Annotated in this window: 13 protein-coding genes and 1 pseudogene; 3 read left to right on the top strand and 11 right to left on the bottom strand. The window is 73.9% G+C overall.

What is annotated here, in order from left to right; genetic code table 11:
* Window positions 1-194 precede the first annotated feature (194 nt).
* From JD77_RS19445 to rimP, 11 genes are all read right to left on the bottom strand, one after another.
* Window positions 195-383, bottom strand: a complete 189-nt coding sequence (locus JD77_RS19445) for a hypothetical protein (protein WP_145775609.1) — start codon at window positions 381-383, stop codon at window positions 195-197.
* A 168-nt stretch (window positions 384-551) separates the two neighbouring features.
* Window positions 552-1,064 carry an AAA family ATPase gene (locus JD77_RS19440; RefSeq protein WP_246140763.1) on the bottom strand — a complete coding sequence of 171 codons (513 nt, stop codon included), beginning with the start codon at window positions 1,062-1,064 and terminating at the stop codon, window positions 552-554.
* A 750-nt stretch (window positions 1,065-1,814) separates the two neighbouring features.
* Window positions 1,815-2,024 carry a DUF6186 family protein gene (locus tag JD77_RS19435; RefSeq protein ID WP_211372827.1) on the bottom strand — a complete coding sequence of 70 codons (210 nt, stop codon included), beginning with the start codon at window positions 2,022-2,024 and terminating at the stop codon, window positions 1,815-1,817.
* Entirely contained in the window at window positions 2,024-2,431 is a 408-nt protein-coding gene (locus tag JD77_RS19430; protein WP_145775607.1) for a hypothetical protein, read from the bottom strand. Before JD77_RS19430 ends, JD77_RS19435 begins: the two co-directional genes overlap by 1 nt.
* Before the next feature lie 64 nt (window positions 2,432-2,495).
* Entirely contained in the window at window positions 2,496-3,554 is a 1,059-nt protein-coding gene (locus JD77_RS19425; protein ID WP_387228536.1) for a DHH family phosphoesterase, read from the bottom strand.
* The gene (gene rbfA / locus JD77_RS19420; RefSeq protein WP_145775606.1) at window positions 3,551-4,036 is read right to left on the bottom strand and encodes a 30S ribosome-binding factor RbfA; all 486 of its coding nucleotides are present in this window, start codon (window positions 4,034-4,036) and stop codon (window positions 3,551-3,553) included. Before rbfA ends, JD77_RS19425 begins: the two co-directional genes overlap by 4 nt.
* Window positions 4,037-4,186: 150 nt before the next feature.
* A complete protein-coding gene (locus JD77_RS19415; protein ID WP_145775605.1) occupies window positions 4,187-4,480 on the bottom strand; it encodes a DUF503 domain-containing protein in 294 nt (97 codons plus the stop codon).
* 89 nt (window positions 4,481-4,569) lie between these two features.
* The gene (gene infB, locus JD77_RS19410; RefSeq protein WP_145775604.1) at window positions 4,570-7,575 is read right to left on the bottom strand and encodes a translation initiation factor IF-2; all 3,006 of its coding nucleotides are present in this window, start codon (window positions 7,573-7,575) and stop codon (window positions 4,570-4,572) included.
* 93 nt (window positions 7,576-7,668) lie between these two features.
* Window positions 7,669-8,001, bottom strand: a complete 333-nt coding sequence (locus tag JD77_RS19405; RefSeq protein ID WP_145775603.1) for a YlxR family protein — start codon at window positions 7,999-8,001, stop codon at window positions 7,669-7,671.
* 16 nt (window positions 8,002-8,017) lie between these two features.
* Window positions 8,018-9,061 (bottom strand): transcription termination factor NusA, encoded by a 1,044-nt coding sequence (gene nusA / locus JD77_RS19400; RefSeq protein WP_145775602.1) that lies wholly within the window; start codon window positions 9,059-9,061, stop codon window positions 8,018-8,020.
* Window positions 9,058-9,753 (bottom strand): ribosome maturation factor RimP, encoded by a 696-nt coding sequence (gene rimP / locus JD77_RS19395; RefSeq protein WP_145775601.1) that lies wholly within the window; start codon window positions 9,751-9,753, stop codon window positions 9,058-9,060. Before rimP ends, nusA begins: the two co-directional genes overlap by 4 nt.
* A gap of 230 nt (window positions 9,754-9,983) precedes the next feature.
* Here rimP and JD77_RS19390 point away from each other — a divergent pair, with 230 nt between their 5' ends.
* The 3 genes and pseudogenes from JD77_RS19390 to JD77_RS19380 all read left to right on the top strand — a co-directional run.
* Window positions 9,984-10,430 carry a hypothetical protein gene (locus JD77_RS19390; RefSeq protein WP_211372608.1) on the top strand — a complete coding sequence of 149 codons (447 nt, stop codon included), beginning with the start codon at window positions 9,984-9,986 and terminating at the stop codon, window positions 10,428-10,430.
* The gene (locus JD77_RS19385; RefSeq protein ID WP_145775600.1) at window positions 10,427-10,876 is read left to right on the top strand and encodes a ferritin-like domain-containing protein; all 450 of its coding nucleotides are present in this window, start codon (window positions 10,427-10,429) and stop codon (window positions 10,874-10,876) included. Before JD77_RS19390 ends, JD77_RS19385 begins: the two co-directional genes overlap by 4 nt.
* Window positions 10,877-10,967: 91 nt before the next feature.
* Window positions 10,968-11,405 (top strand): annotated as a pseudogene (locus tag JD77_RS19380) (helix-turn-helix transcriptional regulator); the annotation flags it as partial.
* Between the last annotated feature and the right edge of the window lie 95 nt (window positions 11,406-11,500).

The following is an 11,500-nucleotide window of genomic DNA, read 5'->3' as shown; positions in this document are numbered from 1 at the left end:
CCGACCGCCGCTCATATCCGGAACCACATCAGCGCCGGCCCCCTCCGTGGCGACCCCGACGATGACGGAGGCCCTGCTCACCGCCCACAGGCCGACCGGCGAGATCGCCCACAAGGGCGTCAAAAGCCCCGGCCCAGGCCACCCGGCGGCGGCACATCGAGCGCACGAACGCCCGACACAACGCCCTCAACCCGCTACAACGCTGCCACGAACGCAAAGAAGACGTGGCCAACGCTCACTTCAATCTCGCCGATGCCATCGTCACCATCCGTAGCCTCATCCGTCAGGCATGGTTCTTGTACCGGTGGAACACCCGCTCCACCCGCCGACCATGACGCCGCCCACATCTCGGCCCGCAGTTCCTCGTCGCCCGACACGCTCACCCTTACCTCCTCTGCTATCTCACGGCCGGGCCGTAGCAGCGGGTTCATTTTGGCAATATCTTGTGCAACGGCCCCGGCACCGGTGGCGTCCGTCCGCCACCGACACAGGGGCCTGGTAACGGCTGGGATACACAGCGGACAGGGCGGGGGGCGCGGGTTGCGGGGCGCTCAGAAGGTGGGCAGGCGGACCAGCCACCGGCGGACCTCGGCGCGGCTGCGCAGCCGAACCAGCGGCAGTTCCGGCGCGTGGGCGGCACGCGCGGCGAACACCCGGGGACGGGACACGCGGGGATAGCGCCGGACATAGCCGAGGAAGTCGAGGTCGAGGCGCTCGGGACAGCCGGCGGGCAGGTCCGCCCGGCCCGCCGCGCGCGGATCCCAGCGGCGGCGGACGACCCGGGCGAGACAGAGGGGCCAGGGCAGGTCCACCAGGACGAGCAGTTCGGCGCGGGGCAGCCGCAGGTCGAGGGTGCTGCCGTAGTTGCCGTCCAGCACCCAGGCGGGAGCGGCGGCGAGCGCCGCCACGGTCTCCCGCCAGCGCGTCTCGTCGGGTACGGTCCAGCCGGGCCGCCAGTAGTGTCGGTCCAGGTGCACCACCGGGAGACCGAGCTGGCGGGCGACCTCGCGGGCGAGGGTGCTCTTGCCAGCGCCCGCGCTGCCGACGATCAGGACGCGTTGCACGGGTGGACGCTAACCCGGGCCGCCCCGGGACGGAAAGCACGTTTCGCGGGACGAGCGGGTCAGCGGCCGGCGGAGTCGGCGAGTCGGCGGATTCTCGGACCGGCGATTCAGCGGTTCAGCCAACCGGGCGGGTCAACTGCCGGCGGATCCTCGGACCGGGCGGATGCTCGGGCCGGCGGATCAGGGGAACCGGCGGATCAGGGGCTGCGGGGCAGCGGGGACCGGTCGGGCGGTGATGCCAGCGGCGTCGAGCGCCAGTTTCCGAACCGGGCGTCGGAGTCGGCGTCGGGCGTCGGGCGTCGGCGACATCACCGCCGGTCGGCCTGGGTCACTGACGGGTGTCCATCGACGTCTGCAGCGCGCGGCGGGCCTGCTCGCGCGCCTCGTCGGTGGTCTCGGGCTTGGGCTTGCTCGGCATGGACGTTCCTTCCAGGGGCGCGGGCCACCAAACGGTGACCCGGCGGGCATTCGTGCTGACTGCCCCGGGGCGGTCCGGGATCGCCGGAGCGGCCGGTTTGGGCAGCGTGAGCCCGGGTCGGTCCGACCCTGGAGGGGGGTAACGCCGGGTGTGGCGTGACCACCCGCGACCGCGCCAATACACCGCGACGATCGATACCCAAGCTATCGTTCAGGTTCACGTACCGCCCACTGTTCCCGCCATCTGGACCCGTTCGTGGAGGTTGCGCGGAAGGCCCGGCCGGCAAGCCGGGCCGACGGGCCCCGCGCCGCCGGGCGGCCCGGGCGCGGGGATCAGCGGGCGAGGAAGTGCCAGCCCAGCCACCACCAGAAGCCGAACAGGCCGATCCGGCCGACGGGGACGGGGCCGGCCTCATACCGCATGACGTAGGCGCAGACGTCGGCCAGGGACGGCACCCGGGAACCCTCCCGGCGGGCCGCCCACTCGACGGCGGCGAAGAGCGCCAACGCGGTCAGGAAGCCGGTGACGGCGAGCGCGCGCATCATCGCCGGACCAGCCCCCAGAACGCGGCGAGCCAGGCGAACCAGGCCGCGGAGCGGACCAGCTCGTCCTCCAGCAGCGGGTCGGCCAGCCGGGAGAAGGTCGGGAAGTCGTCGCCGGTCGCCAGGACGAAGGTGGCTCCCTCCAGGATGCCGAAGACCGCGACCGGGAGGACCCACCAGACGGCCCCCGGGCCCAGCCGGCGCGGCGCGGGCCGGCGCGGCACCCGGTTGCCCAGCCCGAGCCAGATCAGCGCGCCCCCGGTGCCGAGGGTGTAGAGGTTGGCGGAGGCGGAGAACGAGGGCAGCTGCCCGCCGACCAGGGAGAGACAGACCAGCACCGGCACGGAGACCACGGGGCGGTCCCACGCCCGGGACTCCGTCGCGGCGAGCTCGTGGGGGTGCTCCATCCCCCGATTCTCCTCGCCGTCACCGTGCGCGGAAAGACCGCCACCGCCCGGAGTGAACCCTGATCTACGCCCCGATCAGCGCCTTGTCCAGCTCGGCCCGGATGCCCGCCACCACCTCGTCGGCGGTGCCCCGGCCGGTGAACCCGGCCGCGAAGCGGTGGCCACCACCGCCGAGGGCGACGGCCACCCGGCTCACGTCCACCGCGCCCTTGCTGCGCATCGAGACCGCCCACTCCCCCGGGCGCACCTGCTTCACCACGCAGCTCACGTCCGCCTCGGCGGTGCAGCGCACCGAGTCGATCAGGGCCTCCAGCACGTACGGGCGCTGGCCGTGCCGCGCCAGGTCGTCGAGCGTGGCGTACGTCCACACCAGCCCGCGGCCGCCGGCCGCCTCCGGCTCCAGCCGCGCTCGCCCGAGCGCCTCGCCGAACAGCCGCACCGCGCCGAACGGGCGCGTGTCGAAGACCCGCCGGGAGATGTCGCCGGGCCGGATGCCGGTGGCCAGCAGCCGGGCCGCCAGCTCGTGCACCGCCGGGGTGGTCGCCTCGAACCGGAACGACCCGGTGTCGGTGGTCAGGGCGACGTAGAGGCACTCCGCGATCGCCGCGTCCAGGCTCACCCCGAGGCGGGTCAGCAACTCCTCGGCGACGACCGAGGTCGCCGCGGCCCGAGGGTCGACGAGGTTGATCCCGCCGAACATGGTGTTCGAGGCGTGGTGATCCAGCACCAGGGCGCACCCGGCGGTCTCCAGCCGGTCGACCAGCGCGCCGAGCCGCGACTCACTCGCCGCGTCGAAGCAGACCACCAGCTCGGGGGCCGGGTACGCCTCCTCCTCGGGCACCAGCAGGTCGAGCCCGGGCAGGTCGCGGAACGGCTCGGGCACCTCGGGCGGGCCGGGGAACGTCGCCCGCAACCGGCGAACGCCGAGTTGGCGCAGGCCCAGCCCGAAGCCGAGCATGCTGCCCAGCGCGTCCCCGTCGGGGTTGACGTGGCAGATCAGCTGGATCCGGGCGTCGGGCGGCAGGGCGCGGACCGCCGCGACGGCAGCCGCCCAGTCGGTCTCGCCCGGGGCGCCGGCCGTCACTGCCCCGGAGCCGTCCGGCCGGGCCGTACGGTCGGTCACCGGCCCGCGCCGCGGGGGGCGTCCTCGTCGTCGGAGTCCTCGTCGTCGGAGTCCTCGTCGGCCTCCTCGTCCAGCCGGTACGGCTGGGCCTCGCCGGCGTACTGGGCGCTGGCGGCCAGCCGCTGCACCTCGGCGTCGGCGTTGCGGGCCGCGGCGAGCAGGTCGTCGATGTGCTTGACCTGGTCCTGTACTTCGTCGAGCACGAACGTCAGGGTCGGCGAGTGCCGCAACCCAAGGGCCTTGCCCACGGTGCTGCGCAGCATCCCCTTGGCGCTCTCCAGGGCGGCCGCAGTGCTGGACTGGGCCGCCGCGTCACCGAGCACCGTGTAGAAGACCGTCGCGTCCCGCAGGTCGGCCGTGATCCTGGCGTCAGTGATGGTGATCATGCCGAGTCGGGGGTCCTTGATCTGGCTCCGCACCACCGACGCGACCAGTTCGCGAATCCGCTCCGCGTGCCGGCGTACCCTGGCCGGATCCGTCATCTCGCCCACCTCCACGGCGTTTCCGTTCGCGGCCGGACCGGCGGCGAGGAAAGCCGCCGACGACCCGACCGGCCAACAACTGTGACACTACCCGCGGCCGGGCCGGCCGGCGGGTCCCGCCCGTCACCGCCCGCGCGCGGACGGCCACCGTCAGTCCTCGTCGCCGTAGAGGCGCCGGCGGACCGACAGCAGCTCGACCTCGGGGCGGCCCGCCACCAGGCGCTCGCAGGAGTCGAGCACCTCGCGTACGTGCCCGCCCTCCGCGGCCACCACGGCAACGGCTACCTGCGCCCGACCGTGCAGGTCGAGCGCTCCCACCTCGGCGGCCGACACCTCGAAGCGGCGCAGCGCCGCCACGATCGGCCGTACGTATGATCTCTTGGCCTTGAGCGACCGGGAGTCGCCCGGCAGCAGCAGGTCGAAGACCGCGGTTCCGGTGAACATCGCCCCGGACGATACCCGCAGCTCCCCCCACAAGATCAAGGGGTTTACGCCTTTCGGGCGTAAACCCCTTGATCAGGGTGTCGGACGCGTCAGGCGCGCGGCTTCTCCCGCATCTCGAAGGTCTCGATCACGTCGCCGACCTGGACGTTGTTGTACCCGCCCAGAGTCAGACCGCACTCGAAGCCCTCGCGGACCTCCGTCGCGTCGTCCTTGAACCGCTTGAGGGAGCTGATCGTGATGTTGTCCGCCACGACCGCCCCGTCCCGCAGCAGCCGCGCCTTGGCGTTGCGGCGGATGATGCCGGACCGGACGATGCAGCCGGAGATGTTGCCGACCTTGGACGAGCGGAACACGTCGCGGATCTCCGCGGTGCCCAGCTCGACCTCCTCGTACTCCGGCTTGAGCAGGCCCTTGAGCGCGGCGTCGATCTCCTCGATGGCCTGGTAGATCACGGTGTAGTACCGGATCTCCACGCCCTCGCGGTCGGCCATCTCGCGGACCTTGTTGGCGGCCCGCACGTTGAAGCCGATGATCGTGACCGCCTCGGACGAGGCGCTCGCGAGCATGACGTCGCTCTCGGTGATCGCACCCACGCCCCGGTGGATGATCCTGAGCTGGACCTCCTCCGGGATGTCGAGGTTGAACAGGGCGTCCTCGAGGGCCTCCACGGAACCGGAGACGTCGCCCTTGAGCACCAGGTTGAGCGAGGTCTTCTCGCCCTCCTTGAGCTGCTCCATGAGCGTCTCGAGGGTGGCCCGGCCACGGGAGTTGGCGAACGCCGCCGCCCGCCGCCGCGCCTGCCGCTGCTCGGCGATCTGACGCACCGTGCGGTCGTCCTCGGCCGCGAGGAAGGTGTCGCCCGCCCCGGGGACCGCGGTGAGACCGAGCACCAGCACCGGACGGGCCGGGCCCGCCTCGGCGACCTGGTTGCCGTTCTCGTCGAGCATCGCCCGGACCCGGCCGTGCGCCCCACCGGCGACGATCGAGTCGCCCGCCCGCAGGGTGCCCTTCTGCACCAGCACCGTCGCCACCGCACCGCGGCCCTTGTCCAGGTGCGCCTCGATGGCCACACCCTGCGCCGGCCCGTCGATCGGAGCCGTCAGCTCCAGCGACGCGTCGGCGGTCAGCAGGACGGCCTCGAGCAGGTCCTCGATGCCGATGCCCGGCTTGGCCGCCACGTTGACGAACATGGTGTCGCCGCCGTACTCCTCGGCGACCAGCCCGTACTCGGTCAGCTGCTGGCGGACCTTGTCCGGGTTGGCCTCCGGCTTGTCGACCTTGTTGACCGCCACCACGATCGGCACCTCGGCCGCCTTGGCGTGGTTCAACGCCTCGATCGTCTGCGGCATGACGCCGTCGTCGGCCGCGACCACCAGCACCACGATGTCCGTCACCTGAGCACCACGGGCACGCATGGCGGTGAACGCCTCGTGACCCGGGGTGTCGATGAAGGTCACCGCCCGGTCCTCACCCTCGTGCGGGACGCGGACCTGGTACGCGCCGATGTGCTGGGTGATGCCACCCGCCTCGCCGGCCACGACGTTCGCCTTGCGGATCGCGTCGAGCAGCTTGGTCTTACCGTGGTCGACGTGACCCATGACGGTCACCACCGGCGCACGGCTGACCAGGCGGTCCTCCGACACCTCCGCGTCGAGGTCGATGTTGAACTGCGCGAGCAGCTCGCGGTCCTCGTCCTCCGGGCTGACGATCTGCACGTCGAAGCCGAGGTGCTCACCCAGCAGCAGCAGGGTGTCGTCGGAGCAGGACTGGGTCGCGGTGACCATCTCGCCCAGGTTGAACATCTCCTGGACCAGCGAACCCGGGTTGGCGTTGATCTTGTCGGCGAAGTCCGACAGCGAGGCGCCACGGGACAGCCGGACGACCTGACCCTGACCCCGGGGCGCGCCCGAGCTCATGGTCGGGGCCGACAGGTTGTCGAACTCCTGTCTGCGCTGCTTCTTGGACTTGCGACCACGGGTCGGCTTGCCACCCGGACGCCCGAAGGCGCCCGCGGCGCCGCCGCCACGGCCACGACCGCCGCCACCCGGACGACCGGCGCCACCGGCCGGGGCACCCGGACGGAAACCACCGCCGGCACCACCGCCGCCGCCGCCACCGGGACCGCCACGGAAGCCACCGCCACCGCCGCCGCCACCGGGACCGCCACGGAAGCCACCGCCACCGCCGCCGCCACCGGGACCGCCACGGAAGCCACCGCCACCGCCGCCACCACCGGGACGACCGGCGCCGCCGCCGGGACGACCCGCGCCGGGGCCGCCGGGGCGACCGGGGCGCTGGCTCGGCATGGACGCCGGGCTGGGCCGCGGCGGCATGGACGCCGGGCTCGGCCGCGGCGGCATGGACGCCGGGCTGGGCCGCGGGCCGCCGGCACCGGCGGCCGGGGGCCGCTGCTGCTGACCGCCCTGGATACCGAACGGGTTGTTACCGGCACCACGCGCCGGCGGACGACCGCCCGGACGCGGGCCGGGGCCCGGGGTGGGCGCGCCGGGGCGACCGGCGGCCGGGGTACCCGGACGGGGCGGCATCGCGCCCGGACCCGGACGCGGGCCGGGGCGGGGACCACCCTCGGTCGGAGGCTCCCGGCGGACGTTCTCGCGCTGCTGCTGGCGGGCGGCCTGCGCGGCCTTGACCGCGGCCTCCTGCTCAGCCTTCAGCGCGGCGGCACGCGCCTCGGCGGCGGCCACCTCGATGTCGTGGGCGCTCGCCGGCTTGGCAACCGGGGTTGCCGGCTGCGGCGGGCCGGGAACCGGCCCCTTGGGCTTCGGCCCGGGGGTCGGCGGACCGGGCCGCCGCGGCGGCATCGGCCTCGCCGAGACCCGGGGGGCACCCGGGGTCGGGGTTGGCGTCGGGGTCGGGGTCGGCGTCGGCGCCGGGGCGGCCGCCGGCTGGGCGGCCGGCGCCGGGGCACCGGCGGAGGCGACGAATGCGTTGCGCAGCCGCCGGGCGACGGGCGCCTCGACGGTGCTGGACGCGGACTTCACGAACTCGCCCATTTCCTTCAGCTTGGCGAGAACGGTCTTGCTTTCGACCCCGAGCTCCTTAGCAAGCTCGTGTACGCGGGCCTTACCTGCCACTGCACTCCTCACTCCGAGGTCGTGCGGGCAGCACCCGCAGCAACCTCACTCGTGCACTTGAAGCCTGGTCATTTCTGCGACTTCATCGTGTGCTCATGTCGGTCGTCCTACCTTGCTAGCGACCCTCGCCCGATCGGGTTGACCGGTCGTAGTGGTTGGCGCATCGAGATGCTCGGCCAGCTCACCATGGTCGACGACCCCGGTGACGCGCAGCGCGCGCCCGAAGGCGCGACGCCGCAGTGCCAGCGCGAAGCAGGCCGGATCCGGGTGCATGCTCGCTCCCCGACCCGGCAGCCTGCGGGCCGGATCGGGCCGGAGGCTGTGACCAGCCTCGTCGCCGACCGCGACGATCCGCAGCAGTTCCCTGGCCGGCGCACGTCGCCGGCAACCCACACAGGTGCGCTCCGGCAGCGCGCGTCGTACCACCGGAAGAAGTCTACCCCTAGCTGCCCGAGATCGCGCCGCCCGGCTCCGGGACGTGATCAGCTCCGCTCCGGGCGGCCCCCGCAGTCTGCTCCGCGTCCGACCGGATGTCGATTCGCCAACCGGTCAACCGGGCCGCAAGCCGAGCATTCTGCCCCTCCCGGCCGATCGCGAGGGAGAGCTGGAAGTCCGGCACCGTCACCCGGGCCGTCCGGGTGGCCAGGTCGACGACCTCGACCCGCAGGGCCTTGGCCGGCGACAGCGCGTTCCCGACGAAGGTGGCCGGGTCGTCCGACCAGTCGATGATGTCGATCTTCTCACCGTGCAACTCGCTCATGACGGCCCGGACCCGCTGCCCCATCGGGCCGATGCAGGCGCCCTTGGCGTTCACGCCCGGCGCGGTGGAGCGCACGGCGATCTTCGTGCGGTGACCTGCCTCACGCGCGATGGCGCCGATCTCGACCGTGCCGTCGGCGATCTCCGGCACCTCCAGGGCGAAGAGCTTCTTCACCAGCGCGGGGTGCGACCGCGACAACGTGATCTGCGGACCGCGCATTCCCTTGGCCACGTGCACCACCACGCAGCGGATCCGCTCGCCGTGCGTGTACCGCTCGCCGGGGACCTGCTCCGACTGCGGCAGCACGCCCTCCAGCTTGCCCAGGTCGACGGTGACGATGCCCTTCTCGGCCCGCGCCTCGTGCGCCTGCACCACGCCGGTGACCAGGTCGCCGTCACGGCCGACGTACTCGCCGAAGTGCACCTCGTCGGTGGCCTCCCGCAGCCGCTGGAGGATCACCTGCTTGGCGGTCATGGCCGCGATCCGGCCGAAGTCGTGGGGCGTGTCGTCCCACTCCCGCGCCACCGTGCCGTCCTCGTCCAGTTCCTGGGCGTAGACCAGGGCCGCGCCGGACTTGCGGTCGATCTCCACCCGGGCGTGCGGTTCCGCCCCCTCGGTATGCCGGTACGCGGTCAGCAGCGCCGTTTCGATCGCCGCGAGGATCGTGTCGAACGGGATCTCCCGCTCGCGCTCGAGTGCGCGCAGCGCCGCGAGGTCGATGTTCACCTCTCCTCGTCCTCCACATCATCTTCGTCGTCGATGTCGTCAGTGTCCTCGGCGTCGCCGAGGTCGTCGTCGTCGCCCAGCTCCGCCAGGCGGTGGAACTCCACCTGCACCCGGCCGGGGCCCAGTTCGGCGTACGTCCACTCCGCGCGGCCGGACTCGGTCTCCAGCACCACGCGCTCGTCGTCGGCCGCCACCACCCGGCCGGTGACCTGCCGGTCGCCCGCGCCCTGCTCGGCGCGCGGGCCGGGCAGGGCGGCCCGGGTGGTCACCTTCACCAGCCGGCCCACGTTGCGCCGCCAGTGCCGGGGCAGGGTGAGCGGGCGGTCCACCCCCGGCGAGCTGACCTCCAACTGGTATTCGCCCGCCAGGATGTCGCCGCCGGACTCCTCGGCCGCGTCGAGCGCGGCGGAGACCGCCCGGGAGACGTCCGCGACGGCGTCCAGGTTGACCCCGCCGTCGGCGTCGACGATCACCCGCACCACGTGCCGGCGGCCGGCCCGCGAGACGGCGAGGTCCTCCAGGTCGTACCCGGCCTCGTTGACGACCGGCTCGATCACCGCATGCAGCCGGGCTCGGCGCGCGGCCAGATCGCCCCGGGGACCGCCGACGCGCTCGCCGCCGCGCGGGCCGTCGGTGCGCCGGGGTCTCCCGGCCGGCCCCGTCGGCCTGGTGACACGGCCACGCTGCGTCATCTGGCGCACCCCTTCGTGATCGACGGCGCCCGGTCGGGACGCCATGCCGGCACGCCACCGGGGCGGACGCGCCGGTGGCTGCGCAGAGCGTAACGCGACTGCCGGGCGACGGACCGAGCGGCGCACCGACGCCTCTCGCCCACCCGCCCGCTCGAATGGTGTTGACTTGTCGGGTGGCGAGCGGCAGAACGACGCAACGTGAGCGCGTACCTGGGCATTCCCGGCGGAAGGTGCTGGGGGCCGGCGCGCTTCTGGCCCTCGGCGGCGCGACCGCGCCGCTGACCGGCTGTGATCTTCTCGACCGGGACGGCGACCCGCCCCCGGCGCCCGATCCCCTGGAGCCGCTCGCCGCGGAGGCCCGCGACCTGGCCGCCCGGCATCGCGCGGCGGCCGCCGCGAACCCGGACCTCGCCGAGCTGCTGACGCCGATCGCCGAGGCGCACGAGGCGCACGCGGGCGAGTTGGCGAAGCTGACGGGCCGGTCGGGCGCCTCGGCCGCGCCGTCGGCGGCCGCGACGCCCGGCGGCCGGGCGGCGGTGCTGGCCGCGCTGCGCGAGGCGGAGCAGAGCGCCCGCGAGACGGCCGCGAAGCTCTGCGCCGAGGCGCCGGCCGGGCGGGCGGCGGTGCTCGGCTCGATCGCCGCCGCCCGGGCGACCCACGTGGAGGCGTTGAAGTGAGGCACCGACAGGCACCGTCCGGGCCGGCCCAGGCACTGGCCGACGCACTCTCCGCCGAGTACGCGGCGATCTACGCGTACGGGCCGATCGGGGTACGGCTCGCCGACGCCGCCCGGACGGCCGCCCGCCGCGCCGAGGCCGCGCACCGGGCCCGCCGCGACGAGCTGGTGCTCCAGTTGAGCGCGGCGGGGAGCCAGCTCCCGGCCGACCGGGCCGGGTACGCCCTGCCGTTCCCCGTCACCGACCGGGCGAGCGCGCTGCGGCTGGCGGTCGAGGTGGAGGAGCGCACCGCGGCGTTCTGGCGCGCGGCGCTGCCGCACACCACCGGGACGGACCGCAACCGGGCGCTGGCCGCGCTGACCGACTGCGCGGTCCGGGCCACCCGGTGGCGGCGCGCCGCCGGGGTGAACCCGCTCACGGTGCCGTTCCCGGGCCGCCCCACCTGACCGCGGCGGCGGGCGTTCCCGCTGGCCGGCGGGCGGCGGCGGCCCCGCCTCCGGTTGCGGCCGACATACCAGGTATGCATACTCCGGAGCCATGTCCATCCGCCACGGCCTGCTCGCGCTGCTCGAACGCGGCCAGATGTACGGCTACCAGCTCCGGGCCGCGTTCGAGGAGTCGACCGGCTCGACCTGGCCGCTGAACATCGGGCAGGTCTACACCACCCTGTCCCGGCTGGAGCGGGACGGGCTGGTCCGCCCCCTGCCGGAGAGCGAGGCCGCGCAGCGGCCGTACGAGATCACCGACGCCGGCCGGGCGGACCTGGCGCTGTGGTTCGCGACCCCGGTGAGCCGCGCCGACCGGCCGCGCGACGAACTGGCGATCAAGTTGGCGCTGGCGCTGACCACGCCCGGGGTGGACGTACGCGCCGTGGTCCAGACCCAGCGCACCGCGACCATGCGGACGTTGCAGGAGTTGACCCGGTTGAAGTACGCCAGCGACCGCCCCGAGGACCTGCCGTGGCGGCTGGTGCTGGACGCGATGGTGTTCCAGGCCGAGGCGGAGATCCGCTGGCTGGACCACTGCGAGACGAGCCTGGTCCGGCACCGGCCGGCGCCGGGCGGGGTGCC

It is taken from the genome of Micromonospora olivasterospora (genome assembly GCF_007830265.1).
Lineage (GTDB): Bacteria > Actinomycetota > Actinomycetes > Mycobacteriales > Micromonosporaceae > Micromonospora > Micromonospora olivasterospora.
This window is presented reverse-complemented; position numbering and strand designations above follow the sequence as displayed.